This window comes from Chryseomicrobium aureum, from assembly GCF_016909155.1.
GTDB classification, from domain to species: domain Bacteria; phylum Bacillota; class Bacilli; order Bacillales_A; family Planococcaceae; genus Chryseomicrobium; species Chryseomicrobium aureum.
Genome location: NZ_JAFBFG010000021.1, coordinates 21,003 through 43,652, shown reverse-complemented (window position 1 = coordinate 43,652; position 22,650 = coordinate 21,003). Strand labels below are relative to the sequence as shown.

Sequence of the window (22,650 nt, the reverse complement as noted above, 5' to 3'; positions counted from 1 at the left end):
TTTGTAATAAGTCCGAAGCAATGCACCGGGAATGCATTCCTTCCGAACTACTACCATTATTTTTAGGTAATAAAAAAGCGCGCACCTCATCAGTGCGCTCTTCAGGGTTTAACAGGCCGCTTGCTCAAGGCAGTCTGCTCGATGAGGTGCGTAGAGCTAGACGAGACGCCGCCCCGGAGGACCCGCTCATCGTAACGCTCAGCCTTTTTAATTGTCGTATAAATCTTTTGAAAAAGAGAGAGTCTGGGTGAACCCTAAACCCTCTCTCATTGTCTTACACTAATTCGATCACTACTACTGGTGCGCCGTCTCCACGACGTGGACCAACTTTCATGATACGTGTGTAACCACCTTGACGATCTGCGTAGCGTGGTGCTACATCATCAAATAGTTTAGATAAAGCGTATACTGATGTTTCATTGCCTTCTTCATCTGTTTTCACAGCTGTTTCGTTGCGAATGTAAGCAGCAGCTTGACGGCGAGCATGAAGATCGCCACGCTTTCCTAATGTGATCATTTTTTCAACTACAGAACGTAATTCCTTCGCACGTGCTTCAGTTGTCTGAATACGCTCGTTGATGATTAGGTCCGTAGTTAAGTCACGTAACATCGCTTTACGCTGAGAACTTGTACGTCCAAGTTTGCGGTAACCCATGGATGTTTCCCTCCTTTAGTTCAATAATTATCTAGCTGAATCAAATTTAGCGCTTAGTCTTCTTTACGTAATCCTAAGCCAAGCTCATCTAACTTCGCTTTTACTTCTTCAAGTGACTTACGTCCAAGGTTACGTACTTTCATCATGTCGTCTTCTGACTTGTTCGCAAGTTCTAGAACCGTGTTGATTCCAGCGCGCTTCAAGCAGTTGTAAGAACGTACAGAAAGATCAAGCTCTTCAATTGTCATTTCCAAGACTTTTTCTTTTTGATCTTCTTCTTTTTCGACCATGATTTCAGCAGTTTTTGCCTCATCTGTCATGCCAACAAAGATGTTCAAGTGCTCCGTTAAGATTTTAGCTCCAAGCGAAATCGCCTCTTTTGGACCGGTGCTACCATCTGTCCACACATCAAGCGATAACTTATCGTAGTTCGTCGATTGACCAACACGAGTATTTTCTACTTGAAAATTAACGCGTGAAACTGGAGTGTAAATAGAGTCGATCGGGATTACGCCGATAGGAAGATCCTCACGTTTGTTTTGATCAGCAGGAGTATAGCCACGGCCTCGGTTTGCATAAAGACGCATACGAAGGTGTCCGTTTTTGCCGATTGTTGCGATATAGAGTTCAGGGTTCAAAATTTCAACATCACTGTCATGCGTAATATCCGCAGCAGTTACTGACCCTTCACCTTTGACATCAATTTCGATGACTTTTTCTTCATCGGAATAGATTTTAAGTGCAAGTTTTTTCACGTTCATAATGATAGATGCAACATCTTCTACAACGCCCTCAATAGTTGAGAACTCGTGAAGTACACCATCAATTTGAATAGAAGTCACTGCAGCTCCTGGTAAAGAAGACAGAAGAATGCGGCGTAGTGAATTCCCCAAAGTATTTCCATACCCACGTTCTAGCGGCTCAACAACAAATTTGCCATATTTCGCATCTTCGCTGATTTCTATCGTTTCAATCTTTGGTTTTTCGATTTCCAGCATACTACTTTACCCTCCCTCAAAACATCGAATGTATAGGACTTGCCATCATGAATTCGATCGTTGCTGATTTTCATCAGTCCAATAAATGATGCAGTTTCACCTATTACACGCGACGGCGTTTTGGTGGACGGCAACCGTTATGTGGAACTGGAGTTACGTCTTTAATAGCAGTTACGTCTAGACCAGCAGCTTGAAGTGCACGAATTGCAGCTTCACGACCAGCACCAGGACCTTTTACTGTTACTTCTAACGTTTTCAAACCGTGTTCCATAGAACCCTTTGCAGCTGTTTCAGCAGCCATTTGTGCAGCGAATGGAGTAGATTTACGTGAACCACGGAATCCTAGTGCTCCAGCGCTTGACCATGAAAGGGCATTTCCTTGCATGTCAGTAATCGTAACGATTGTATTGTTAAATGTAGAACGGATGTGAGCAATACCAGACTCGATATTCTTTTTCACACGACGTTTACGAGTTTGTTGTTTACGTGCCATGTTGAGAAGAAACCTCCTTTACCGATTATTTTTTCTTGTTCGCTACAGTTTTACGAGGACCTTTACGCGTACGCGCATTGTTCTTCGTATTTTGTCCACGAACTGGTAGACCACGACGGTGACGGATACCACGGAATGAACCGATTTCCATTAGACGTTTGATGTTTAGAGAGATTTCACGACGAAGATCTCCTTCTACTTTAAACGCACCGACTGATTCACGAATTTTGTTTAGCTCATCTTCAGTTAGATCGCGTACACGAGTATCTTGAGATACGCCAGCAGCTTCTAAAACTTTCTGAGCTGTGTTTTTACCAATACCATAAATGTATGTTAATGAAATTACAACGCGCTTATCGCGAGGAATATCAACACCAGCAATACGTGCCATGAGTGCACCTCCTTCAAATTAACCTTGTCTTTGTTTGTGTTTAGGGTTTTCACAGATTACCATTACTTTACCGCGTCGGCGAATAATCTTACATTTTTCGCAGATCGGTTTTACAGATGGTCTCACTTTCATCTAACCTAACCTCCTTAATAGTCCGGAGTGCAAAAGATTATTTAAAACGGTACGTAATACGACCGCGAGTTAAATCATAAGGAGATAGTTCAATTGTGACTTTGTCTCCAGGAAGAATTCGAATAAAGTGCATCCGGATCTTTCCAGAAACGTGTGCCAAAATTGTGTGGCCATTTTCAAGTTCTACCTTGAACATAGCATTTGGCAAAGTCTCAATTACTGTTCCTTCGACTTCAATTACATCATCTTTCGCCATCAACCCAGTCTCCCTTCTTATACAAATCAAGCCGAAGCCCCATTCGATGTTGTCGTTGCTTCATACAGGTACGATCGTCTGCTGAGAGCATATGTCTGGAAAGCATGAGAGATGATCGAAAGACACTCGTAAGGCTTCGCATAAAGCAATCGATGCTTCCACGAAACCCATTATACCCCTTCCGATGGGCAGTTGTACACTTTCCCACCATCCGTTCGTATACCGGGCGCAATATGCTTTTGCAGCTCTCGAGAAAAACAATTTCTTGTTGCATACCACCCGGGCGTCCGAAGACTAGAACCGGGGTTACTTGCGGTGGTTTGTTAATAGAGCATCGATATCAGCAAACACCTTTGTAATATGCTGCTGACCATCAATATTTGTCAACACGCCTTTGTCGCTATAAAAATCGAGCAATGGCTGTGTTTGCTTCATATTTACTTCCAGACGGTTGGTGACCGTTTCTGGATTATCATCCGCACGTTGATACAATTCGCCACCATCTTTATCACATTTGCCTTCCTCTTGTGGAGGATTAAAGACTAAGTGATAAGCAGTGCCACACTCTTTACAAATGCGACGACCAGTTAAACGTTTAATCAACTCTTCTTGCTCCACTTGAATGTTGATGACATGTTCCACTGATTTGTTCAAATCAGCAAGTGTCGCATCCAAAGCTTCTGCTTGAGGAACTGTGCGTGGGAAACCATCTAACAAGAATCCTTTTTCACAATCCGGTTGGCTTAAGCGTTCACGAACGATACCAATCGTTACTTCATCAGGTACCAAAGCACCTTGATCCATAAACGATTTTGCTTCAAGACCTAATGCCGTTTGGTTTTTAATAGCCGCACGGAACATATCGCCTGTAGAAATATGAGGGATTTCGTACTTCTCAACAATTTTATCTGCTTGCGTACCTTTACCGGCACCTGGCAAACCCATTAAAACGATATTCATACGTTTTTTCCTCCCTCTCATCAATAGGTCGAAAGAGGAACACATTGTCCCCATTTCAACCTCTTACTTCATAAACCCTTTATAGTGACGCTTCACAAGTTGTGACTCTAGCTGTTTCATTGTCTCTAGTGCAACCCCTACAACGATGATCAAGCTTGTTCCACCGATTTGCGCTGCTTGTGGCAGACCTGCAAATTCAATGAATAACAAAGGCATGATTGAAATCACTGCTAAGAAAATTGCCCCAACAAATGTTAAGCGGTAAAGCACACTTGTTAAATAATCTTGCGTTTGGCTCCCTGGACGAATCCCCGGAATGTACGCTCCTTGCTTTTTCAAGTTGTCTGCCACGTTCTCTGGATTCACCTGAATGAATGCATAGAAGTATGTGAAGGCAACAATCAAACCAACGAACAATACCATACCGATCGGCTGTGTGTAATCAAGTACACGTGTCATCGTTTCAGTGAACGAGTTCGTTCCGAAGAACAGTGTAAGTGATTGCGGCGCCATTAAGAAAGCAGATGCGAAGATTACCGGGATAACTCCCGCCGCGTTAACTTTTAATGGTAAGTGTGTTTGCTGACCGCCAGTGGATGACGAGCCGGCTACACGTTTTGCATATTGAATTGGAATCTTACGAAGTGCTTGTTGGATGTAGATAACACCAACAGTTACAGCGATGATTGCCAATAAAATTAATGCGAGAATTGCAAGATTGATGAATAAGGCATCGCCCGCTCCTTCAATTTGCGTAGCGTAGATTTGGTTTACTGCTGTTGGGATGGCAGCTACGATACCCGCGAAGATGATAATAGAAATTCCATTACCCACTCCATGAGCTGTAATTTGCTCACCTAACCATAGCAAGAATGCTGTTCCAGCAGTCAATACGATTGCGATAACAACATATGTCATTACGCCGTCGTCTTGAATCAATTGGCCACTATACATTTGGTTGAACCCGTATGACATAGCGATTGCTTGAATAAACGCAAGTACGATTGTGAAATAACGAGTGAATTGTGCAAGTTTCCGTCTTCCGACTTCTCCTTGTTTTGCCCACTCTGTAAATTTCGGGACAACATCCATCTGTAGCAATTGCACAATGATAGATGCGGTGATGTATGGCATAATTCCCATCGCTAGGATAGAGAAGTTGACCAACGCGCCCCCACCGAAAATGTTTAGGAATCCAATAATCCCTAACTCATCAGAAGCACGCAGCACGTCTGCATCAACGTTTGGTACTGGTACGAACGTTCCCAAACGGAAGATGACGAGCATTGCTAACGTGAAAAGAATTTTATTTCGAATATCTCGCACACGCATAAAGTTAGAGATTGTTTGAAACATTAAATCACCTCGACGGATCCGCCTGCGTTCTCGATTGCTTCTTTAGCGGAAGCAGAGAACTTGTGAGCTTGAACAGAAAGCTTTTTATCAAGAGTTCCGTTACCAAGGATCTTGATTCCAGATCTTTCTTTGCTCACTACACCTGTTTCAATAAGAAGAGCAGGTGTAACTTCTGTGCCCTCTTCGAAACGGTTAAGCGCATCTAGGTTGACTACAGCATATTCTTTACGGTTAATGTTTGTAAATCCACGTTTTGGTAAACGACGGAACAATGGGTTTTGTCCACCCTCGAATCCTGGGCGTACTCCACCGCCAGAACGAGCGTTTTGCCCTTTGTGACCTTTACCTGATGTCTTACCGTTACCAGAACCTGTACCACGACCTACGCGGTTGCGTTCTTTACGTGAACCTTCAGCTGGTTTTAACTCATGTAGTTTCAACTGGTGGCACCTCCTTAATTGTAAAATCAGAGAATTACTTCTCGTTAACTGTGACTAGGTGAGCTACTTTCGTGATCATTCCACGAATTGCAGCATTGTCTTGATGTTCAACTGTTTGGTGCATCTTACGAAGACCAAGTGCCTCAGCAACTTTACGTTGGTTAGGCTTTGAACCAATCAAACTTTTAGTTAGGGTGATTTCTAATTTGTTTGTCATTGTCAATTCCCCCCTTATCCTAATAGTTCTTCCACTGATTTACCACGAAGCTTAGCAACATCTTCAGCACGCTTCAGTTGTGTTAAACCTTCAACAGTAGCGCGAACCATGTTGATTGGTGTGTTAGAACCTAGTGATTTAGAAAGAATGTCAGTGATACCAGCTAGCTCAAGTACAGCACGAACCGGTCCACCAGCGATAACTCCTGTACCAGGTGCAGCAGGTTTGATTAGGATCGAACCAGCGCCAAAGTGGCCAAGCACTTGGTGAGGTGTAGTTCCATCTACCATTGGTACTTCGATTAAGTTTTTCTTCGCGTCTTCAACAGCCTTGCGGATTGCGTCTGGCACTTCTTGTGCTTTACCAGTACCGAATCCAACATGTCCGTTTTTGTCACCAACAACGACTAATGCTGTAAAGCGGAAACGACGTCCACCTTTTACAACTTTAGCAACACGGTTGATTGTTACTACGCGTTCTTCGAATTCAAATTTGTTTGGGTCAATAGCACGCATGATGTATTTCCCTCCTTCTTCTTAAAATTCTAAGCCATTTTCACGTGCAGCATCAGCTAATGCTTTCACGCGTCCATGATATAAGTAACCTCCACGGTCAAATACAACAGAAGTAACGTTCTTTTCTACTGCGCGTTTAGCGATTGCTTCGCCAACTTTCGCTGCAGCTTCTACATTACCTGTAGCACCGTCAAAGTCTTTTTCCATTGTTGAAGCGCTAGCTAGTGTTACACCAGAAGCATCATCAATCAATTGTGCATAAATGTGTTGATTAGAACGGTATACGTTTAAGCGTGGACGCTCAGCAGTTCCCGTGATTTTTGTACGAACACGTGCATGACGTTTCTTACGAACTTGATTCTTATCTTGTTTCGTAATCACAGTGGTCACTCCTTTCTAATGCTTACGAGCATTATTTACCTGTTTTACCTTCTTTACGACGAACGGCTTCGCCTTCATAACGAATTCCTTTACCTTTATACGGCTCTGGAGGACGTACTTGACGGATGTTAGAAGCTAATGCTCCAACGCGTTCTTTGTTGATCCCTTTAACGATTACCTTCGTGTTAGAAGGAACTTCGATTTCAAGACCATCTTCAGGTGTGAATTCAACTGGGTGAGAGTAACCTACGTTAAGTACAAGTTTCTTACCTTGTAATTGTGCACGGTAACCTACCCCAACTAATTCAAGACTGCGTGTAAATCCTTCAGAAACACCAGTGACCATGTTAGCTAGTAACGCACGTGTTGTTCCGTGGACTGTACGATGTTCTTTCGACTCAGACGGACGCACTACTGAAAGTGTGTTGCCTTCTTGTTCGATTTTCATATCTTGGTTGAACGTACGAGTTAACTCACCTTTAGGACCTTTTACAGTGACAGTGTTGTCATCTGCAATTGTCAGGGTAACGTTAGCTGGTACTTCAATAACTTTTTTACCTACGCGAGACATGCTGTTGCACCTCCATTCATTTGTTACGGATTACCAAACGTAAGCGACGACTTCTCCGCCAACTTGTTTAGCACGAGCTTCTTTATCAGTTACAAGACCTTGTGAAGTTGAAATTAATGCGATCCCAAGACCGTTAAGTACTTTAGGAACATCGCTAGTTTTCGCGTAAACGCGAAGACCTGGTTTAGAAATACGTTTTAAGCCAGTGATAACACGTTCGTTATTTTGACCGTATTTCAAGAAGATACGGATGATACCTTGTTTGCTATCTTCTACATACTCTACATCACGGACGAAACCTTCACGCTTTAGGATTTCGGCGATTTCCTTCTTCAAGTTTGAAGCAGGCACTTCTAGTTTCTCGTGACGAACCATATTCGCATTACGAATGCGAGTCAGCATATCTGCAATTGGATCTGACATTGTCATTACATTTACCTCCTTCCCAGTTTAGGGGATTACCAGCTTGCTTTTTTAACGCCTGGAATTTGTCCTTTGTAAGCTAACTCACGGAAACAAATACGGCAAAGCTTGAATTTACGATATACAGAGTGCGGACGTCCACAACGCTCACAGCGTGTGTAGGCTTGCACTGGATGTTTTGGCGTACGTTTTTGTTTAGCGATCATTGATTTTTTAGCCACGATTTCGCCTCCCTATTATTTACTTTTGGAATGGCATACCGAATTGTGTCAATAACTCGCGAGCTTCTTCATCAGAGTTCGCAGTTGTTACAATTACGATGTCCATACCGCGGACTTTAGATACTTTATCATAATCGATTTCAGGGAAGATTAATTGCTCTTTAACACCTAAAGTGTAGTTACCGCGACCGTCGAATGCTTTTTTAGAAACACCGCGGAAGTCACGTACACGTGGAAGTGAGATTGAGATTAATTTATCCAAGAAGTCATACATACGCTCACCGCGTAATGTAACTTTCGCACCGATTGGCATACCTTCACGAAGGCGGAAGCCGGCGATAGATTTTTTAGCTTTAGTGATAACTGGCTTTTGACCAGCGATTGTTTGCAACTCTTCAACAGCAGCATCAAGTGATTTAGTGTTTTGGACAGCGTCGCCCACACCCATGTTGATCACGATTTTATCTACTTTTGGTACTTGCATAACAGATGTATATTCGAACTTGCTCATAAGAGCAGGAGTAACTTCGTTAACAAACTTTTCTTTTAGGCGGTTCATGTGTGTACCTCCCTTCTTCATTTTGCTTATTTAAGAATTTCACCAGATTTTTTGGCAACACGAACTTTTTTACCGTCTTCCACTTTGTACCCTACGCGAGTTGGTTCCCCTGTTTTAGGGTCAATCAACATAACATTCGATACGTGAATGGCAGCTTCTTGTTCTACAATTCCACCTTGTGGATTTGCTTGGTTTGGCTTAGTGTGCTTTTTGACGATGTTTACACCTTCAACTAGCACGCGGTCTTTCTTAGGAAACGCTGAAAGGATAACACCTGTTTTCCCTTTATCTTTCCCTGAGATTACCATGACTTTATCGCCTTTTTTTACATGCATTCTGTCGCACCTCCTTGATTGGCACTATCTCGTAATTAAAGAACTTCTGGAGCTAAAGATACGATTTTCATGAAATTGCTGTCACGTAGTTCACGTGCAACTGGTCCGAAAATACGAGTTCCACGAGGTCCTTTGTCGTCTTTGATGATGACACAAGCGTTCTCATCAAATTTGATGTACGTACCGTCTTTACGGCGAACTCCGCTTTTCGTGCGAACGATTACCGCTCTAACTACGTCACCCTTCTTAACAACGCCACCTGGTGTTGCTTTCTTAACTGTACACACGACGATATCGCCGATGTTAGCAGTCTTACGTCCAGTACCACCTAGAACTTTAATAGTTAAAACTTCACGTGCTCCTGAGTTGTCAGCAACTTTCATACGACTCTCTTGTTGGATCATTTAGGTTACCTCCTTCCGGAAATAAATAGTTCCGAATTATGATTAGATAATAACCGCTTTTTCTACAACTTCCAGTAAACGGAAACGTTTTGTAGCTGACAGCGGGCGAGTTTCCATGATGCGTACGATATCTCCTACTTGAGCTTCGTTCATTTCATCATGTGCTTTAAATTTCTTAGAATATTTTACACGCTTGCCGTATAGTTTGTGTGTCTTGTAAGTTTCAACTAAAACAGTTACAGTTTTGTCCATTTTGTCTGAAACAACACGGCCTGTATATACTTTGCGTTGGTTACGCTCAGTCATGCTTGAAAACCTCCTTTATCAGTTGTTTGCACTGATTTCTCTTTCGCGAATCACAGTTTTCATACGTGCAATCGCTTTGCGGACTTCACGAATGCGAGCTGTGTTTTCTAATTGACCAGTCGCCAATTGGAAGCGAAGGTTGAAAAGCTCTTCTTTCAGTGATTTTACCTTTTGTTCGATCTCAGCTGTAGTAAGTTCACGGATGTCATTAGCTTTCATTAGATTCACCACCAATTTCTTGACGTTTAACTACTTTACATTTTACAGGCAACTTGTGAGATGCAAGACGAAGTGCTTCGCGTGCTACCTCTTCAGATACTCCTGCAATTTCAAACATGATTTTTCCTGGCTTAACGACAGCAACCCAGCCTTCAGGTGCTCCCTTACCAGAACCCATACGTACCTCAAGAGGCTTTTTCGTATATGGTTTGTGCGGGAAAATTTTAATCCAAACTTTACCGCCACGTTTCATGTAACGTGTCATTGCAATACGTGCAGACTCAATCTGACGGCTTGTGATCCAGCTTGCTTCAGTTGACTGAAGGCCAAATTCACCAAATGTTACTTCTGTACCGCCTTTTGCTTGTCCGCGCATTTTTCCACGGTGTTGACGACGGTATTTAACGCGTTTAGGCATTAACATATTAGTTGCCTCCTTCCTCAGAGTTCTTCTTAGTCGGAAGGACTTCTCCACGATAGATCCATACTTTAACGCCTAGCTTCCCGTAAGTTGTGTCAGCTTCAGCGTGTGCGTAGTCGATATCTGCACGAAGTGTATGAAGTGGAACAGTACCTTCGCTGTAATGTTCAGCACGTGCGATGTCAGCTCCACCAAGACGACCAGAAACTTGTGTTTTGATCCCTTTAGCGCCAGAACGCATTGTGCGTTGAATAGCTTGTTTTTGTGCACGACGGAAAGATACACGGCCTTCAAGTTGGCGTGCAATTCCTTCAGCTACTAATTTCGCATCCAGATCCGCGCGTTTGATTTCAACGATGTTGATGTGTACACGCTTGCCAGTTAAGTCGTTTAAAGATTTACGTACAGCTTCAACTTCTGTACCACCTTTACCGATTACCATACCTGGTTTCGCAGTGTGAATTGTAATGTTAACACGTTTTGCAGCACGCTCGATTTCTACTTTAGAAACTGACGCGTCTTTTAGACGTGTGTCGATGAATTGACGAATTTTTAAATCTTCGTGTAAGAGTGTAGCGTAATCCTTCTCTGCGAACCATTTTGATTCCCAGTCACGAATGATACCTACGCGTAACCCTATTGGATGTACTTTTTGACCCACGAATTATCCCTCCTTCTTCTCAGATACCACTAAAGTGATGTGGCTAGTACGTTTGTTAATCGCACTCGCACGACCTTGTGCACGTGGACGGAAACGTTTTAATGTTGGACCTTCATCAACGAAGACCTCAGATACTACTAAGCTGTTAATATCTAAATCATAGTTGTGCTCAGCGTTTGCGATAGCTGATTTCAATAGCTTTTCAACAACCGGTGAAGCAGAACGTGGTGTGTGGTTTAAAATTGCAACAGCTTCGCCAACTTGCTTGCCTCGGATCAAATCAACGACTAATCGTACTTTACGAGGAGCAATGCGCACTGTTCTAGCAATAGCTTTAGCTTGTGCCATGTGGTGTTACCTCCTCTCAATTAGCGTCTTGTTTTCTTATCGTCAGCACCGTGACCTTTATAAGCACGTGTTGGTGCGAACTCGCCTAATTTGTGTCCAACCATATCTTCAGTTACGTATACAGGCACGTGTTTACGACCATCGTAGACTGCAATCGTTTGACCGATAAATGTTGGGAAAATTGTAGAGCGACGAGACCAAGTTTTGATGACAGACTTTTTCTCATTGTCCTTTTGAGCTTCCACTTTTTTCATTAAGTGATCGTCTACAAAAGGTCCTTTTTTCAAGCTACGACCCATTTTGGAACCTCCCTTAGTGATTCCACTACGGCTCCTACGAACCGCAGTTTAACCACTTTATTTTTTACGACGACGAATGATCATTTTGTCGGATTTGTTTTTCTTCTTACGTGTCTTCGCTCCTAGAGTTGGTTTACCCCATGGAGACATTGGAGACTTACGTCCGATTGGTGTACGACCTTCACCACCACCGTGTGGGTGATCGTTCGGGTTCATTACAGATCCACGTACAGTTGGGCGTTTACCTAACCAGCGTGAACGACCTGCTTTACCGATGTTTACTAGTTCGTGTTGTTCGTTTCCTACTTCACCGATTGTTGCACGGCAAACACCTAGGATAAGGCGAACTTCACCAGATTGAAGACGTACGATTACGTACTTACCTTCACGACCTAAAACTTGTGCAGATGTACCAGCAGAACGTACTAGCTGTCCACCTTTACCAGGTTTCATTTCGATGTTGTGGATTGTAGAACCCATTGGGATGTTTTCAAGTGGTAACGCGTTACCTACTTTAATATCCGATTCTGGTCCAGATACGATTTCCATACCTACTACTAATCCTTTTGGTGCTAAGATGTAACGTTTTTCTCCATCAACATAGTTGATTAAAGCGATATTCGCTGAGCGGTTTGGATCATACTCGATTGTAGCAACGCGGCCTGGAATGCCATCTTTGTTGCGTTTGAAATCGATGATACGGTATTGACGCTTGTGACCGCCACCGTGATGACGAACAGTAATTTTACCTTGGTTGTTACGGCCGCCTTTACGCTTCACAGGAGCAAGCAATGATTTCTCAGGCTTGTTAGTTGTGATTTCAGCATAATCAAGACTAGTCATGTTACGACGTCCGTTTGTGGTCGGTTTATACTTTCTAATCGCCATGTTTTTCCCTCCTTCATGGTTTTAACTCTTCTATAAGATTAGATCTCGAATAATTCGATTTCTTTGCTATCGACTGTTAAAGTAACGATTGCTTTACGACGTTTGTTTGTGAATCCGCCGAAACGGCCAACGCGCTTGAATTTACCTTTGTAGTTCATGATGTTTACTTTCGCAACTTCAACACCAAAGATTTCTTCTACTGCGCTTTTCACGTTTGTTTTTGTAGCGCGAGTGTCCACTTCGAAAGTGTACTTTTTCTCGCCCATTAGTTCAGAAGAACGCTCGGTAATGACCGGACGTTTAATAATATCACGTGCTTCCATTATCCAAGCACCTCCTCCACTTTTTCTACAGCTGCTTTTGTCATGATTAACTGATCGTGACCCACTAGGTCAAGAACGTTAATTCCAGAAGCAGAAACAACTGTGATGCCTGCGATGTTACGTGCAGATAATGCAACGTTCTCATCTAGGTCAGCTGTTACAACAAGAGCTTTTTTCGCGATTGAAAGATCTTTCAATACTTGAACGAAGTCTTTTGTTTTTGGTGCATCAAATGATAATGCATCCACTACTAGCAAGCTTTCTTCGCGAACCTTAGAAGATAACGCTGAAAGAAGAGCTAAGCGACGAACTTTCTTCGGTAGTTTGTAGCTGTAGCTACGTGGAACTGGACCGAATACGATACCACCACCACGCCATTGTGGAGAGCGGATAGAACCTTGACGAGCACGGCCTGTACCTTTTTGGCGCCATGGCTTACGTCCACCACCTGCAACCTCAGAGCGACCTTTCACTTTGTGGTTACCTTGGCGTAGAGAAGCACGTTGTGCAATGATAGCTTCAAAAAGTACCGCTTCGTTTGGTTCGATTCCGAACACGCTATCGTTTAATTCGATCTCGCCTACTTCAGAACCTGTTACGTTTAAAACTTTAACTTTTGCCATTCCTGTTTCCTCCTTTCTTCAAAGATTATTTCGATTTAATAGCCGCTTTCACAACTACTAATGATTTACGAGAACCAGGAACATTACCTTTTACTAATAGTAGGTTACGCTCAGCATCAATCTTAACCACTTCTAGGTTTTGGATTGTTACTGTGTGTCCACCCATTTGACCAGGTAATTTCTTTTGTTTGAATACACGGTTCGGAGCAACTGGACCCATTGAACCCGGACGACGGTGGTAACGAGAACCGTGAGACATTGGGCCGCGAGATTGTCCGTGGCGTTTAATTACACCTTGGAAACCTTTACCTTTTGAAACACCTGTTACATCGATTACATCGCCTTCAGCGAAACTTTCTACATTGACTACTTGACCAATCTCGTAATCAGCAGTATTAAGTCCGCGGAATTCGCGGATGAAGCGCTTAGGAGCAGTGTCCGCTTTCGCTACGTGTCCTTTAGCTGGTTTGTTAGAAAGCTTTTCACGCTTATCTTCAAAACCTAACTGAATTGATTCGTAGCCATCCGTATCAACAGTTTTCTTTTGAAGCACTACGTTTGGTGTTGCTTCGATAACTGTTACTGGGATAAGATCACCGTTCTCAGCAAATACTTGCGTCATACCGATTTTTCTACCTAAGATTCCTTTGGTCATTCGTCACACCTCCTGTTAATTGTTTGTTAGTTTATTTTTTACCTATTAAAGTTTGATTTCGATATCAACGCCAGATGGTAAATCAAGCTTCATTAACGCGTCAACAGTTTGTGGTGTTGGGTTAACGATATCGATCAGACGTTTATGCGTACGCATTTCGAATTGCTCACGAGAATCTTTGTACTTGTGAACAGCACGCAAGATTGTGTACGTCGACTTCTCAGTTGGAAGTGGGATCGGACCTGATACACTAGCACCTGAACGTTTCGCAGTTTCTACGATTTTCTCAGCTGACTGATCTAGAATTCTGTGATCATACGCTTTTAAACGGATACGAATTTTTTGTTTTGCCATTACTTTCCCTCCTTTTCGCCTATTTACTAGACATTCTCCACGAAAATTTTCCAACGCACGCGCCATGGCAAAGCGGCCGGGTGTGTCGGTAACCTCTCGCTTCATCGCAGTCAAAGACCAACATTCAACATTATAACGAAAAAAAAAAGAATCCGCAAGTGTTTTAGCGAATTCTTTTTTAAATTCTTTTTGTTATAAAATCATTGCTGCAATCCACCCAAAAATTATGAGGGGAATGTTGTAGTGAATGAACGTCGGCACCGTCGTATCCCAGATATGATTGTGCTGACCGTCCGCATTCAAACCAGCAGTCGGGCCAAGTGTCGAATCAGATGCTGGCGAGCCGGCATCTCCAAGTGCACCCGCTGTTCCGATCAGTGCGATGATTGCCATCGGACTAAATCCAACTTGCATCGCAAACGGAACAAACAATGTGGCGATGATTGGGATCGTTGCAAACGATGAACCAATTCCAAGTGTCACTAGCAGACCAACGACAAGCATTAGTAAGGCAGCGAGTCCTTGATTGTTGCCAATGACGTTTGTTGTCCCTTCTACTAATGTTTCCACATCTCCTGTAGCTTTCATGACTTCCGCAAAGCCATTAGCTGCTAACATGACGAATCCGATGAACGCCATCATCTGCATTCCTTCTATTAGAACACGATCTGATTCAGACCAACGAACGGCACGTGTAGCAAACAGTACAGCAATACCTGCGAGCGCTCCGATAATCATGCTTTCTGTGAGTAGCTGACCTGCGAGTGCTGCAGCGAGCGCTAAAATTGTAAACACAATCGTAAGTGGCGTCACATTGGCACGTGCTACTTCAATCTCAGCAGACTGGTGATATGCCCGTTCTTTTCGGTACGTAACGAATACTGCGATGAACAATCCAACGATAAGTCCTGCTGTCGGGATCAACATCGCAGTCGGAATATCTGACTGATCAATTGCCATTCCAGCGAGCTCCATCTGTTCCGCAATGATTCCGTGGAAGATGGCTCCGAATCCGTATGGTAATAAGATATACGGTGCCGTTAAACCAAATGTCAAAATAGCTGCAACTAAACGACGATCCAAATTCATTTTGTTAAAAAGGGGGAGTAATGGTGGAATCAACAATGGAATAAACGCGATATGAATCGGGATGACGTTTTGCGAAGCGATGGACATGAGTAAAATCGCTGCAAGTAAAAACCATTTGATTGAAGCAAAGCTTCCTGACTTTGATTGTTTAGTTGACTCTATCAATTTGTCGACGAGCCAGAGTGGCAACCCCGTGCGCGAGATAGCAACTGCAAATCCTCCCAGTAACGCATAACTCAGTGCAATCGTCGCACCGTTTCCAAGACCTTCTGTAATTGCTGTTAGTGTAGCTTCTATAGAAAGACCTGTAATCAGGCCTCCAGACAATGCTCCTATTAATAAAGCGACGACTACATTCACGCGTAGTAAACTTAGTACTAGCATGATGAGTACCGCTATCAGTACTGCATTCATTCAAATTCCTCATTTCTAAATTCATTGTTTCTGCGTGAATACTTTACTCTGCTAAACAAGTAGAGCGTTAAAGTTAACAAATGTTATAATAGCATGCGCTTTTTGGAGTGTCAACATGTGTGATCAAGGCCAGAAGGTGTTTCATGATTGCTAGTGGGAGCGATTTAGTTTCCATAATATGAGGAACCGGTGAATCAGTGAAACTAGGCTTTGAAACTCCCGACACAATTGCCAAACAACCGCGAATAACCTTCGAATCTCCCGACACAATTGCCGAACTCGGCTATCTCCCCCACTTGAATTGAATAGAAAAACCGCCTGATTCGGCGGCTCATTCATTTTCTAGCTTTTTAATTTCCTTTTTCAAGCGTTTTAAATCTTCACCTGTATATGTTGGGTATTTCGGATCTAACTTTTCCATCAGTTCAATCATGATTTCTGTTACCAGACGGCGACTATGCCACTCGTCATCTGCTGGCAAGACGTACCATGGGCAATAACTCGTCGACGTATGATTTAACATTTCTTCAAACACCTTTTGGTAGTCATCCCAGTATTCTCGTTCTTCAATATCTGAGAACGAAAACTCCCAGTGCTTTTCCCGATTTTTCATGCGCTCAAGTAATCTGTCTTTTTGTTCATCTTTCGACATATGAAAGAAGAACTTCACAATGTGGATCCCATTTTCATAGAGATATTTTTCATAATCATTGATTTGGCGATAGCGCAGTTTCCAAATAGAACGTTTGTCTGCATGATCTGGAATATTCCCGTCTTCCAGCGTGTTATGAATCCGCGGTGCGATTACTTCCTCATAGTGTGAGCGATTTAGGATCCCGATTTGTCCCCGATCCGGCAGTCCCACTTGGATGCGTCTTAAATAATCTTGTTTCATCTCTTCATCTGTTGGTTTACTAAGTGTCGTCGTTTTCAGGCCTTGAGCACTCAAGTTAGAAAAGATATAGCTAATTGCTTCATCTTTCCCTGCTGCATCCATTGCTTGCAAAACAACCAAGATCCCGTGTTTCTCTTCGGCATGAAGTCTGTGATGCAGATCTTTCATTTGTGTTACCAGGTCTGGAATGATGTGCTCACGTATATGATCGTTCTCTTCTTTCTTCCCTTCAGAAGTTGGATAGTCTTTGAGGCGAATGGATTTTGTGCTCGGCACTTTATATGTACTAACTTTCATGGATGTGGCCTCCTCTTTATACATAGGAAACTTTACCCGCGGTTGAAATTGCGCAAACCTAATGAGGGGAAGGGCTTGCTAGGAAGGGCTTTTGATACTTAAGGGCTTACTAGTAAGAACTTGAGTAATTTAGAGGTTTTGATGAGAAGAGAGTTGAAGTTAGTTTCCATAATTCGAGGAACGTCAGAATAAACTCCGCTAACGTCAGAATGATACGACTTAATGTCTTAATTGCGAGCGCTAACGTCACAATCAGCCGAGTTAACGTAATAATCAACTTAATAGTGTGATAAAGTCAGCGGCGATTTTTGAATTTCACTAAAGTTGAGTGGAATGGAGGGGTTGACTCCAGTGGGATTACAGTCTGCCGTGAGATCCCGCAGGAGTATGCGACGAGGAAGCTCACGCAGCGCCCGCGGAAAGCAACCCCGCAGTGGAACTCAACGTCTTAAATGGTTTTTTGACTCCGGATGAAATCAAGTTGCGCCTCCTAGAAATCCCGCGAAAGTTGAAATCTAGTTTCGACTTCGAATCAAATCGGGTTCCAGAGGTTATTTTGAAGTGGATTTCGACTCTGAATTGAATCGAGTTGCGCCTCCTAGAAATCCCGCAAAAGCTGAAATCTAGTTTCGACTTCGAATCAAATCGGGTTCCATGCGTTAGAAATACATTCGAAAATCAATCGCACCCCTAGAGACAAAGAGAGTCTCTAGGGGCACGATTGATTCCCGAAGCATTTCTGGACGAACGCCTTCCACACCTACAAATAAAACCCTCCCCAGCGTCCCGGGGAGGGTTCAAAATCAGCAAAAGCTGAAATTATTTAGTGATAGTCGCAACTACACCAGCACCAACAGTACGTCCACCCTCACGGATAGAGAACTTAGTACCTTCTTCAAGCGCGATTGGAGCGATTAGAGAAACAGTCATTTCGATGTTGTCTCCAGGCATAACCATTTCAACGCCTTCTGGTAAGTTACATACGCCAGTTACGTCAGTTGTACGGAAGTAGAACTGTGGGCGGTAGTTTGAGAAGAATGGCGTGTGACGTCCACCCTCTTCTTTTGATAATACATAAACTTCAGCTTTGAACTCAGTGTGTGGAGTGATTGAGCCTGGTTTAGCTAATACTTGTCCACGTTGGATATCTTCACGAGAAACCCCACGAAGAAGTGCACCGATGTTGTCTCCAGCTTCTGCATAGTCAAGAAGTTTACGGAACATTTCTACACCAGTTACAGTAGTAGATTTTGGCTCTTCAACGATACCGATGATGTCTACAACGTCACCGACTTTAACTTGTCCACGCTCAACACGGCCAGTAGCAACTGTTCCACGACCAGTGATTGAGAATACGTCCTCAACTGGCATCATGAAAGGCTTGTCAGTTTGGCGCTCAGGTGTTGGGATGTAAGAATCTACAGCGTCCATAAGTTCGATGATTTTTTCTTCCCACTCAGCTTCGCCTTCTAGAGCTTTAAGAGCAGAACCTTTGATTACTGGAATGTCATCGCCTGGGAAGTCGTATTCTGATAATAGATCACGAATTTCCATTTCAACTAATTCTAGTAACTCTTCGTCATCAACCATGTCACATTTGTTCATGAATACAACTAGGTAAGGAACACCTACTTGACGTGAAAGAAGAATGTGCTCACGAGTTTGTGGCATTGGGCCATCAGCAGCAGATACTACTAAGATACCGCCGTCCATTTGTGCAGCACCAGTGATCATGTTTTTAACATAGTCAGCGTGACCTGGGCAGTCAACGTGTGCATAGTGGCGAGCTTCAGTTTCGTACTCAACGTGAGATGTGTTGATTGTGATACCGCGCTCTTTTTCTTCTGGAGCGTTGTCGATTTGATCGTATGAACGAGCCTCACCGCCAAGACGCTTAGAAAGAACTGTAGCGATAGCAGCTGTTAAAGTAGTTTTACCGTGGTCAACGTGACCGATAGTACCGATGTTAGCATGTGTTTTGGAACGATCGAATTTTTCTTTAGCCATTAGAGTAAATCCTCCTCAGTAATTGTTTGTTTTATGATAAAAGCAGAAGGGGCAAGCCCCTTTGCTTTCATACACTACAAGATAGTTATACTTGAAACGAAGGTGAATTTCAATTATTCACCTTTATTTTTTTTGATGATTTCTTCAGCGATTGACTTAGGAACTTCTTCATAGTGATCAAATGTCATTGAGAATGTTCCGCGTCCCTGTGTATTAGAACGTAGTGATGTTGCATATCCAAACATTTCAGCAAGTGGAACCATTGCACGAACTACTTGTGCGTTTCCGCGAGCTTCCATACCTTCAACGCGTCCACGACGTGACGTGATGTCACCCATGATATCGCCTAGGTATTCTTCTGGAATTACAACTTCTACTTTCATAACAGGCTCTAGAAGAGCTGGGTTAACTTTAGATACTGCGTTTTTAAGAGCCATTGAAGCAGCAATTTTGAACGCCATCTCATTCGAGTCAACATCGTGGTATGAACCATCGAATAATTTTGCTTTTAAGTCGATGATTGGGTAACCCGCTAACATACCATTGTCTAGAGAGTCACGTAGACCCGCTTCGATTGCTGGAATGTATTCACGTGGTACAACACCACCAACGATAGCGTTAACGAATTCAAAGCCTTTACCTTCTTCATTTGGAGAGAACTCGATCCAAACGTGACCGAATTGACCACGACCACCAGATTGGCGGACGAATTTACCTTCTACTTCAGCAGTAGCACGGATTGTCTCACGGTAAGATACTTGAGGAGCACCTACGTTAGCTTCAACTTTGAATTCACGTTTCATACGGTCAACTAGGATATCAAGGTGAAGTTCACCCATACCTGAGATGATCGTTTGGCCAGTTTCCTGGTCCGTGTGTGCACGGAACGTTGGATCCTCATCTTGAAGTTTTTGTAGAGCTTGACCCATTTTATCTTGGTCAGCTTTTGATTTTGGTTCTACAGATAATGAGATAACTGGCTCTGGGAAGTCCATAGACTCAAGGATAACTAGGCTCTTTTCATCACATAGTGTATCTCCAGTTGTTGTATCTTTAAGACCAACAGCCGCAGCGATATCTCCTGCATATACTTTTGAAATCTCTTCACGAGAGTTGGCGTGCATTTGTAGGATACGACCTACGCGCTCACGCTTCCCTTTAGTAGAGTTCTGAACGTATGATCCAGAATCTAATGTACCTGAGTACACACGGAAGAATGTTAATTTACCAACGTAAGGATCTGTCATAACTTTGAATGCAAGTGCTGAGAACGGAGCTTCATCAGAAGGTTCACGTACTAGCTCTTCTTCAGAGTCTGGGTCGATTCCTTTCATTGGCGCTACATCAAGTGGTGATGGTAGGTATGCGATAACCGCATCCAACATCTTTTGAACACCTTTGTTTTTGAACGCAGTACCACAAACTACTGGGTAGAATTCTACGTTTACAGTACCTTTACGGATACCTTCAACTAATTCTTCGTTTGTGATTTCTTCGCCGCCAAGGTATTTTTCCATTAGCTCTTCGTCAAGCTCAGCTACTGCTTCGATTAACTTTTCGCGGTACTCTTCAGCTTGCGCTTTGTACTCTTCTGGAATTTCCACTTCTTGAATATCCGTACCAAGGTCGTTTCCGTACATTGTAGCAGTCATTGTCACTAGGTCAATGATGCCAGTGAAGTCGTCTTCTGCACCGATTGGTAATTGGATTGGGTGAGCGTTTGCTTCCAAACGATCGTGTAATGTTTTAACAGAGTACAAGAAATCTGCACCTGTTTTGTCCATTTTGTTGATGAAAACGATACGTGGTACGCCGTAAGTTGTAGCTTGACGCCATACTGTTTCCGTTTGTGGTTCTACACCTGATTGTGCATCAAGTACAGTTACCGCACCATCAAGTACACGTAATGAACGTTCAACTTCAACAGTGAAGTCTACGTGTCCTGGTGTATCGATGATGTTTACGCGGTGCTCTTTCCATGCAGCTGTTGTAGCAGCTGATGTAATTGTAATTCCGCGCTCTTGCTCTTGCTCCATCCAGTCCATCTGTGAAGCACCTTCGTGCGTTTCACCAATTTTGTGGATACGGCCAGTGTAATAAAGGATACGCTCAGTCGTTGTTGTTTTACCAGCATCGATGTGCGCCATGATTCCGATATTACGAGTTTTCTGTAATGAAAATTCGCGAGCCATTTAAGTTGTCTCCTTCCACTTCGGATTAGAGTGTATAGATTCGGGTGAATCCTACCAGCGATAGTGAGCGAATGCTTTGTTCGCTTCCGCCATTTTGTGCATATCTTCGCGCTTCTTAACTGAAGCACCAGTGTTGTTAGATGCATCTAGGATTTCATTCGCTAAACGCTCTTCCATAGTTTTCTCTCCACGTAGGCGAGAGTAGTTTACAAGGTAACGAAGACCAAGAGTAGAACGACGGTCTGGGCGAACCTCAACCGGTACTTGGTAGTTCGCTCCACCAACACGGCGTGCGCGTACTTCTAGTACTGGCATTACGTTGTTAAGTGCAGCTTCGAATACTTCTAGTGGATCTTTACCAGAACGCTCTTTTACTAATTCGAACGCTCCATAAAGGATCTTTTGAGAAGTACCTCTTTTACCATCAATCATCATTTTGTTAATTAAGCGTGTTACTAGCTTTGAATTGTAAATTGGATCTGGTAACACGTCACGTTTGGAAACAGGACCTTTACGAGGCATGTGTTTTCCTCCTTTCAAAGATTGGTACGATTTGAATTAAATTATTTTTTTTCTTTTGGACGCTTAGTACCGTAAAGTGAACGGCTTTGCATACGACCATTAACACCAGCAGTATCAAGTGCACCACGAACGATGTGGTAGCGTACCCCTGGTAAATCTTTTACTCGTCCGCCACGGATAAGTACAACACTGTGCTCTTGAAGGTTGTGACCTTCACCTGGAATGTAAGCAGTTACTTCCAGTGTGTTTGTTAAACGCACACGAGCATATTTACGAAGAGCCGAGTTCGGTTTCTTCGGTGTCATCGTACCAACACGCGTACAAACTCCACGCTTTTGAGGCGAGTTTAAGTTTGTCGTTGATTTTTTAAAGCTGTTGTAGCCTTTTCCTAGTGCTGGTGATTTTGACTTAGTGACGTTGGATTTACGAGGCTTACGGACCAATTGGTTAATTGTAGGCATCGATTTGTCCTCCCTTCATTTCTAGTTAATTTAAGACCACACATCCAGGTGGTTCATTTTTAGGTAAAAAACAAAGGCTTTGTGAATTTCACAAAAACCGTGAGTCAGCAATTGCTACGACAGAAGCGTGAACCCGAAGGTCAGCCACTTTACCAAGCTGTTGTTTTGACGGAACATTCGTTACCGGAATGTTGAACTCTCGCGCAACTTCCAGAACGGGTGCAATCACATGGTGATCAACATCCATCGCGACAATAATTTCGGACAAGTGTCCATTTCGCGCAGCTTTTACTGCTTGCTTTGTACCGATGATCGTTTTCTGTGCTTGCTTCACTTTTTCATAAGACATTTGCATATCCTCCAAAGCGG

General features: G+C 43.1%; 36 protein-coding genes. All 36 read right to left on the bottom strand.

Annotation, left to right across the window (positions count from 1 at the left end; genetic code table 11):
* Positions 1-274 precede the first annotated feature (274 nt).
* Complete coding sequence (rplQ, locus tag JOD03_RS12265) at positions 275-655, bottom strand: 50S ribosomal protein L17 (protein WP_094942187.1); 381 nt, start codon at positions 653-655, stop codon at positions 275-277.
* 53 nt (positions 656-708) lie between these two features.
* Entirely contained in the window at positions 709-1,653 is a 945-nt protein-coding gene (locus JOD03_RS12260) for a DNA-directed RNA polymerase subunit alpha (protein WP_204591532.1), read from the bottom strand.
* 103 nt (positions 1,654-1,756) lie between these two features.
* Positions 1,757-2,146 carry a 30S ribosomal protein S11 gene (gene rpsK, locus JOD03_RS12255; RefSeq protein ID WP_094942188.1) on the bottom strand — a complete coding sequence of 130 codons (390 nt, stop codon included), beginning with the start codon at positions 2,144-2,146 and terminating at the stop codon, positions 1,757-1,759.
* Between the two features lie 25 nt (positions 2,147-2,171).
* A complete protein-coding gene (gene rpsM, locus JOD03_RS12250) occupies positions 2,172-2,537 on the bottom strand; it encodes a 30S ribosomal protein S13 (protein ID WP_204591530.1) in 366 nt (121 codons plus the stop codon).
* A gap of 18 nt (positions 2,538-2,555) precedes the next feature.
* The gene (gene rpmJ, locus JOD03_RS12245) at positions 2,556-2,669 is read right to left on the bottom strand and encodes a 50S ribosomal protein L36 (protein ID WP_204591528.1); all 114 of its coding nucleotides are present in this window, start codon (positions 2,667-2,669) and stop codon (positions 2,556-2,558) included.
* A 37-nt stretch (positions 2,670-2,706) separates the two neighbouring features.
* Positions 2,707-2,925, bottom strand: a complete 219-nt coding sequence (gene infA / locus JOD03_RS12240) for a translation initiation factor IF-1 (RefSeq protein ID WP_094942190.1) — start codon at positions 2,923-2,925, stop codon at positions 2,707-2,709.
* Positions 2,926-3,231: 306 nt separating this feature from the next.
* Positions 3,232-3,885, bottom strand: coding sequence for an adenylate kinase (locus JOD03_RS12235; protein ID WP_204591526.1), 654 nt, complete (start codon positions 3,883-3,885; stop codon positions 3,232-3,234).
* Positions 3,886-3,948: 63 nt separating this feature from the next.
* A complete protein-coding gene (gene secY, locus JOD03_RS12230) occupies positions 3,949-5,241 on the bottom strand; it encodes a preprotein translocase subunit SecY (RefSeq protein ID WP_204591524.1) in 1,293 nt (430 codons plus the stop codon).
* Positions 5,241-5,681 (bottom strand): 50S ribosomal protein L15, encoded by a 441-nt coding sequence (rplO, locus tag JOD03_RS12225; protein WP_100354151.1) that lies wholly within the window; start codon positions 5,679-5,681, stop codon positions 5,241-5,243. Before rplO ends, secY begins: the two co-directional genes overlap by 1 nt.
* Positions 5,682-5,715: 34 nt before the next feature.
* A complete protein-coding gene (gene rpmD / locus JOD03_RS12220) occupies positions 5,716-5,898 on the bottom strand; it encodes a 50S ribosomal protein L30 (RefSeq protein WP_204591523.1) in 183 nt (60 codons plus the stop codon).
* A gap of 14 nt (positions 5,899-5,912) precedes the next feature.
* Entirely contained in the window at positions 5,913-6,413 is a 501-nt protein-coding gene (gene rpsE / locus JOD03_RS12215; RefSeq protein ID WP_204591521.1) for a 30S ribosomal protein S5, read from the bottom strand.
* A 21-nt stretch (positions 6,414-6,434) separates the two neighbouring features.
* The gene (gene rplR, locus JOD03_RS12210; protein ID WP_204591518.1) at positions 6,435-6,794 is read right to left on the bottom strand and encodes a 50S ribosomal protein L18; all 360 of its coding nucleotides are present in this window, start codon (positions 6,792-6,794) and stop codon (positions 6,435-6,437) included.
* 31 nt (positions 6,795-6,825) lie between these two features.
* Entirely contained in the window at positions 6,826-7,365 is a 540-nt protein-coding gene (gene rplF, locus JOD03_RS12205) for a 50S ribosomal protein L6 (RefSeq protein WP_204591516.1), read from the bottom strand.
* Positions 7,366-7,395: 30 nt separating this feature from the next.
* Positions 7,396-7,794: a 30S ribosomal protein S8 gene (gene rpsH, locus JOD03_RS12200; protein WP_204591514.1), complete on the bottom strand. Its 399-nt coding sequence runs from the start codon at positions 7,792-7,794 to the stop codon at positions 7,396-7,398.
* 29 nt (positions 7,795-7,823) lie between these two features.
* A complete protein-coding gene (locus JOD03_RS12195) occupies positions 7,824-8,009 on the bottom strand; it encodes a type Z 30S ribosomal protein S14 (RefSeq protein WP_094942199.1) in 186 nt (61 codons plus the stop codon).
* 19 nt (positions 8,010-8,028) lie between these two features.
* A complete protein-coding gene (gene rplE / locus JOD03_RS12190; protein WP_204591512.1) occupies positions 8,029-8,568 on the bottom strand; it encodes a 50S ribosomal protein L5 in 540 nt (179 codons plus the stop codon).
* A gap of 26 nt (positions 8,569-8,594) precedes the next feature.
* The gene (gene rplX / locus JOD03_RS12185; protein ID WP_204591510.1) at positions 8,595-8,903 is read right to left on the bottom strand and encodes a 50S ribosomal protein L24; all 309 of its coding nucleotides are present in this window, start codon (positions 8,901-8,903) and stop codon (positions 8,595-8,597) included.
* Between the two features lie 35 nt (positions 8,904-8,938).
* A complete protein-coding gene (gene rplN / locus JOD03_RS12180) occupies positions 8,939-9,307 on the bottom strand; it encodes a 50S ribosomal protein L14 (protein ID WP_204591508.1) in 369 nt (122 codons plus the stop codon).
* A gap of 42 nt (positions 9,308-9,349) precedes the next feature.
* Complete coding sequence (gene rpsQ, locus JOD03_RS12175; RefSeq protein WP_204591506.1) at positions 9,350-9,613, bottom strand: 30S ribosomal protein S17; 264 nt, start codon at positions 9,611-9,613, stop codon at positions 9,350-9,352.
* A gap of 18 nt (positions 9,614-9,631) precedes the next feature.
* On the bottom strand, positions 9,632-9,832 hold the full coding sequence (gene rpmC, locus JOD03_RS12170; protein WP_053591325.1) for a 50S ribosomal protein L29: 201 nt from the start codon (positions 9,830-9,832) through the stop codon (positions 9,632-9,634).
* Positions 9,822-10,256, bottom strand: coding sequence for a 50S ribosomal protein L16 (rplP, locus tag JOD03_RS12165; RefSeq protein ID WP_204591504.1), 435 nt, complete (start codon positions 10,254-10,256; stop codon positions 9,822-9,824). Before rplP ends, rpmC begins: the two co-directional genes overlap by 11 nt.
* A 1-nt stretch (position 10,257) precedes the next feature.
* A complete protein-coding gene (rpsC, locus tag JOD03_RS12160) occupies positions 10,258-10,914 on the bottom strand; it encodes a 30S ribosomal protein S3 (RefSeq protein WP_204591502.1) in 657 nt (218 codons plus the stop codon).
* Between the two features lie 3 nt (positions 10,915-10,917).
* Positions 10,918-11,262, bottom strand: a complete 345-nt coding sequence (gene rplV, locus JOD03_RS12155; protein WP_204591500.1) for a 50S ribosomal protein L22 — start codon at positions 11,260-11,262, stop codon at positions 10,918-10,920.
* A gap of 20 nt (positions 11,263-11,282) precedes the next feature.
* Positions 11,283-11,561: a 30S ribosomal protein S19 gene (rpsS, locus tag JOD03_RS12150; RefSeq protein ID WP_204591498.1), complete on the bottom strand. Its 279-nt coding sequence runs from the start codon at positions 11,559-11,561 to the stop codon at positions 11,283-11,285.
* 57 nt (positions 11,562-11,618) lie between these two features.
* Positions 11,619-12,449, bottom strand: coding sequence for a 50S ribosomal protein L2 (gene rplB / locus JOD03_RS12145; protein WP_204591495.1), 831 nt, complete (start codon positions 12,447-12,449; stop codon positions 11,619-11,621).
* Between the two features lie 38 nt (positions 12,450-12,487).
* On the bottom strand, positions 12,488-12,772 hold the full coding sequence (gene rplW / locus JOD03_RS12140) for a 50S ribosomal protein L23 (protein ID WP_204591494.1): 285 nt from the start codon (positions 12,770-12,772) through the stop codon (positions 12,488-12,490).
* A complete protein-coding gene (gene rplD, locus JOD03_RS12135; RefSeq protein ID WP_204591492.1) occupies positions 12,772-13,395 on the bottom strand; it encodes a 50S ribosomal protein L4 in 624 nt (207 codons plus the stop codon). Before rplD ends, rplW begins: the two co-directional genes overlap by 1 nt.
* 25 nt (positions 13,396-13,420) lie before the next feature.
* On the bottom strand, positions 13,421-14,050 hold the full coding sequence (gene rplC / locus JOD03_RS12130) for a 50S ribosomal protein L3 (protein WP_204591490.1): 630 nt from the start codon (positions 14,048-14,050) through the stop codon (positions 13,421-13,423).
* Positions 14,051-14,095: 45 nt separating this feature from the next.
* Positions 14,096-14,404, bottom strand: coding sequence for a 30S ribosomal protein S10 (gene rpsJ, locus JOD03_RS12125; protein WP_093274779.1), 309 nt, complete (start codon positions 14,402-14,404; stop codon positions 14,096-14,098).
* Positions 14,405-14,596: 192 nt separating this feature from the next.
* Positions 14,597-15,907: a Na+/H+ antiporter family protein gene (locus tag JOD03_RS12120; protein WP_204591487.1), complete on the bottom strand. Its 1,311-nt coding sequence runs from the start codon at positions 15,905-15,907 to the stop codon at positions 14,597-14,599.
* Between the two features lie 331 nt (positions 15,908-16,238).
* The gene (locus tag JOD03_RS12115; protein WP_204591486.1) at positions 16,239-17,099 is read right to left on the bottom strand and encodes a PPK2 family polyphosphate kinase; all 861 of its coding nucleotides are present in this window, start codon (positions 17,097-17,099) and stop codon (positions 16,239-16,241) included.
* An 819-nt stretch (positions 17,100-17,918) separates the two neighbouring features.
* Positions 17,919-19,106 carry an elongation factor Tu gene (gene tuf / locus JOD03_RS12110; protein ID WP_204591485.1) on the bottom strand — a complete coding sequence of 396 codons (1,188 nt, stop codon included), beginning with the start codon at positions 19,104-19,106 and terminating at the stop codon, positions 17,919-17,921.
* Positions 19,107-19,219: 113 nt separating this feature from the next.
* Positions 19,220-21,298: an elongation factor G gene (gene fusA, locus JOD03_RS12105; protein ID WP_204591484.1), complete on the bottom strand. Its 2,079-nt coding sequence runs from the start codon at positions 21,296-21,298 to the stop codon at positions 19,220-19,222.
* A 51-nt stretch (positions 21,299-21,349) separates the two neighbouring features.
* Positions 21,350-21,820 carry a 30S ribosomal protein S7 gene (gene rpsG / locus JOD03_RS12100; RefSeq protein WP_094942216.1) on the bottom strand — a complete coding sequence of 157 codons (471 nt, stop codon included), beginning with the start codon at positions 21,818-21,820 and terminating at the stop codon, positions 21,350-21,352.
* A gap of 41 nt (positions 21,821-21,861) precedes the next feature.
* On the bottom strand, positions 21,862-22,281 hold the full coding sequence (gene rpsL, locus JOD03_RS12095) for a 30S ribosomal protein S12 (RefSeq protein WP_094942217.1): 420 nt from the start codon (positions 22,279-22,281) through the stop codon (positions 21,862-21,864).
* An 88-nt stretch (positions 22,282-22,369) separates the two neighbouring features.
* The gene (locus JOD03_RS12090) at positions 22,370-22,630 is read right to left on the bottom strand and encodes a ribosomal L7Ae/L30e/S12e/Gadd45 family protein (protein ID WP_204591483.1); all 261 of its coding nucleotides are present in this window, start codon (positions 22,628-22,630) and stop codon (positions 22,370-22,372) included.
* Positions 22,631-22,650: the final 20 nt, after the last annotated feature.

Excerpts from the sequence above, each read along its gene's own strand:
- JOD03_RS12260 (WP_204591532.1), bottom strand. The coding sequence starts at position 1,653 with ATGCTGGAAATCGAAAAACCAAAGATTGAAACGATAGAAATCAGCGAA.
- rplB (WP_204591495.1), bottom strand. The coding sequence starts at position 12,449 with ATGGCGATTAGAAAGTATAAACCGACCACAAACGGACGTCGTAACATG.
- rpsL (WP_094942217.1), bottom strand. The coding sequence starts at position 22,281 with ATGCCTACAATTAACCAATTGGTCCGTAAGCCTCGTAAATCCAACGTC.
- JOD03_RS12120 (WP_204591487.1), bottom strand. The coding sequence starts at position 15,907 with ATGAATGCAGTACTGATAGCGGTACTCATCATGCTAGTACTAAGTTTA.
- rplP (WP_204591504.1), bottom strand. The coding sequence starts at position 10,256 with ATGTTAATGCCTAAACGCGTTAAATACCGTCGTCAACACCGTGGAAAA.
- rpmJ (WP_204591528.1), bottom strand. The coding sequence starts at position 2,669 with ATGAAAGTGAGACCATCTGTAAAACCGATCTGCGAAAAATGTAAGATT.
- JOD03_RS12115 (WP_204591486.1), bottom strand. The coding sequence starts at position 17,099 with ATGAAAGTTAGTACATATAAAGTGCCGAGCACAAAATCCATTCGCCTC.
- rpsM (WP_204591530.1), bottom strand. The coding sequence starts at position 2,537 with ATGGCACGTATTGCTGGTGTTGATATTCCTCGCGATAAGCGCGTTGTA.
- JOD03_RS12090 (WP_204591483.1), bottom strand. The coding sequence starts at position 22,630 with ATGTCTTATGAAAAAGTGAAGCAAGCACAGAAAACGATCATCGGTACA.
- rpsK (WP_094942188.1), bottom strand. The coding sequence starts at position 2,146 with ATGGCACGTAAACAACAAACTCGTAAACGTCGTGTGAAAAAGAATATC.
- fusA (WP_204591484.1), bottom strand. The coding sequence starts at position 21,298 with ATGGCTCGCGAATTTTCATTACAGAAAACTCGTAATATCGGAATCATG.
- rplW (WP_204591494.1), bottom strand. The coding sequence starts at position 12,772 with ATGGAAGCACGTGATATTATTAAACGTCCGGTCATTACCGAGCGTTCT.
- rpsS (WP_204591498.1), bottom strand. The coding sequence starts at position 11,561 with ATGGGTCGTAGCTTGAAAAAAGGACCTTTTGTAGACGATCACTTAATG.
- JOD03_RS12235 (WP_204591526.1), bottom strand. The coding sequence starts at position 3,885 with ATGAATATCGTTTTAATGGGTTTGCCAGGTGCCGGTAAAGGTACGCAA.
- rplE (WP_204591512.1), bottom strand. The coding sequence starts at position 8,568 with ATGAACCGCCTAAAAGAAAAGTTTGTTAACGAAGTTACTCCTGCTCTT.
- rplQ (WP_094942187.1), bottom strand. The coding sequence starts at position 655 with ATGGGTTACCGCAAACTTGGACGTACAAGTTCTCAGCGTAAAGCGATG.
- rpsQ (WP_204591506.1), bottom strand. The coding sequence starts at position 9,613 with ATGACTGAGCGTAACCAACGCAAAGTATATACAGGCCGTGTTGTTTCA.
- rplD (WP_204591492.1), bottom strand. The coding sequence starts at position 13,395 with ATGGCAAAAGTTAAAGTTTTAAACGTAACAGGTTCTGAAGTAGGCGAG.
- rplC (WP_204591490.1), bottom strand. The coding sequence starts at position 14,050 with ATGACCAAAGGAATCTTAGGTAGAAAAATCGGTATGACGCAAGTATTT.
- rpmC (WP_053591325.1), bottom strand. The coding sequence starts at position 9,832 with ATGAAAGCTAATGACATCCGTGAACTTACTACAGCTGAGATCGAACAA.
- rpsG (WP_094942216.1), bottom strand. The coding sequence starts at position 21,820 with ATGCCTCGTAAAGGTCCTGTTTCCAAACGTGACGTGTTACCAGATCCA.
- rplV (WP_204591500.1), bottom strand. The coding sequence starts at position 11,262 with ATGGCACAAGCTAAAGCTATTGCTAGAACAGTGCGCATTGCTCCTCGT.
- rpsH (WP_204591514.1), bottom strand. The coding sequence starts at position 7,794 with ATGACAATGTCAGATCCAATTGCAGATATGCTGACTCGCATTCGTAAT.
- infA (WP_094942190.1), bottom strand. The coding sequence starts at position 2,925 with ATGGCGAAAGATGATGTAATTGAAGTCGAAGGAACAGTAATTGAGACT.
- rplN (WP_204591508.1), bottom strand. The coding sequence starts at position 9,307 with ATGATCCAACAAGAGAGTCGTATGAAAGTTGCTGACAACTCAGGAGCA.
- rpmD (WP_204591523.1), bottom strand. The coding sequence starts at position 5,898 with ATGACAAACAAATTAGAAATCACCCTAACTAAAAGTTTGATTGGTTCA.
- rpsJ (WP_093274779.1), bottom strand. The coding sequence starts at position 14,404 with ATGGCAAAACAAAAAATTCGTATCCGTTTAAAAGCGTATGATCACAGA.
- rpsE (WP_204591521.1), bottom strand. The coding sequence starts at position 6,413 with ATGCGTGCTATTGACCCAAACAAATTTGAATTCGAAGAACGCGTAGTA.
- rplX (WP_204591510.1), bottom strand. The coding sequence starts at position 8,903 with ATGCATGTAAAAAAAGGCGATAAAGTCATGGTAATCTCAGGGAAAGAT.
- rplF (WP_204591516.1), bottom strand. The coding sequence starts at position 7,365 with ATGTCTCGCGTAGGTAAAAAAGTTATTGAAGTACCAGCTAACGTTACC.
- tuf (WP_204591485.1), bottom strand. The coding sequence starts at position 19,106 with ATGGCTAAAGAAAAATTCGATCGTTCCAAAACACATGCTAACATCGGT.
- secY (WP_204591524.1), bottom strand. The coding sequence starts at position 5,241 with ATGTTTCAAACAATCTCTAACTTTATGCGTGTGCGAGATATTCGAAAT.